A 1,279-nucleotide genomic window follows, 5' to 3' on the forward strand; every position below is an offset into this window, starting at 1 on the left:
GGATATCGCAGTGTAGGGGCGAAATGTTCCTATCGCAACAACAATGGCAGGCATCTTCTAGGTGTTCGGTCTATCGCGGATATGAGTGGCGTGCGTACGCGGCCGTGACTCATTAGAGTTGGCCCTAGTGGGCGCTGCCGGAAATAGGCTCTATTGCACCGATACGCACAATATAGTTGTCTGAAAAATATTGGATTACCGTAGGGAATTAACTGCTCAACAAAGCTTTTGAATGAGCTATTTCGCGTTATACACTGTACGGATTCACAGCGTATAACATAAAATAAGCTTTTTAAATCAATAGCTTACAAACATATTTTCATATTGCAGAACTGTGCAAATGTGACTACACTGCCGCCATTACCCGATTAGAGGCGGCCGTGAAAAAGCAGTTGCGTGATTCAATCGAAGTGGTCGTCAGCGAAGTTTCTTCGCTGCGCTCTCCCACGCCTGAAGCTTGCGCACTCCATACGGATCACCCCGAAACTTTCACGCCGCAATTCGGGGGCGAGCTTTTTCGATTGCGCCAAATTGCCGGATTGCAGCAATCAGCACTCGCAAAGAAATCCGGTTTGACAAGGGGTTATTACGGCCAGTTGGAAAACTCAAAGAAATTGCCGCCCCCGAGCAGGACGGTTGAACGAATTTCTGACGCGCTAGCGCTCACGCGGTCGCAGCGCTGTCGACTGGCCTGTTTAGCGTTGATTGAACGGGAGAATTATTTTGCCCCGCTGATGTCGGAAGCGCTCGAGGCTATCCTCAAAGACCTGGCCTTCAAGGCCGATGGCCTTTCGACGAACCAGATTCGACGAATCGCCGAGATTTTGGAGGAGGTGCCTAGCGCATAAAGACAAAACGACGAACCACATCACTGCAGTCCGTCGCCCTGCTGGCTCGGAGAAATATACCCCCAAAGACCGATCAATCCAAAGGGTATCTTTCCTAGGCCTGCRGGTCAAGCCACTGCTTTCTAAAAAGCTGCATTTCTAAGCGCTACGGCGCAGAGAAAGGGGAAGATATGTCCTTAGCAAGCCACCCTATGACGAGCTTGGCCTGGGTTGACCAGGTCTTCAACGCGCCGCCTGCCCGCGACTTGAAGGGACCGGCCAAATATACCCAAGCTTTCAGGACGCCAACAACATCGGATCTTGAGGGCGTTGTCGATACACAAGGCTATACCGAGACCGCCGCCGCGCTTCTGTTTGACTACTTCAGAAATCGAGGCCTCGTGGGGCGCTTCAAAGCTCAACCTTTCGTTACCGTCAAAGCAGAGTTTGGA

The 1,279-nt window shown here is 51.3% G+C and carries 2 protein-coding genes; both read left to right on the top strand.

Annotated elements, in window-relative coordinates:
• Window positions 1–380 precede the first annotated feature (380 nt).
• A complete protein-coding gene (locus AB4Z11_RS32025; RefSeq protein WP_442030251.1) occupies window positions 381–848 on the top strand; it encodes a helix-turn-helix domain-containing protein in 468 nt (155 codons plus the stop codon).
• A 191-nt stretch (window positions 849–1,039) separates the two neighbouring features.
• On the top strand, window positions 1,040–1,279 hold a 240-nt coding region (locus AB4Z11_RS32030; protein WP_442030253.1), incomplete at its 3' end, for a hypothetical protein.

Source organism: Pseudoduganella sp. RAF53_2, from assembly GCF_052113985.1.
In the GTDB taxonomy this organism is placed as follows: domain Bacteria; phylum Pseudomonadota; class Gammaproteobacteria; order Burkholderiales; family Burkholderiaceae_D; genus Rugamonas.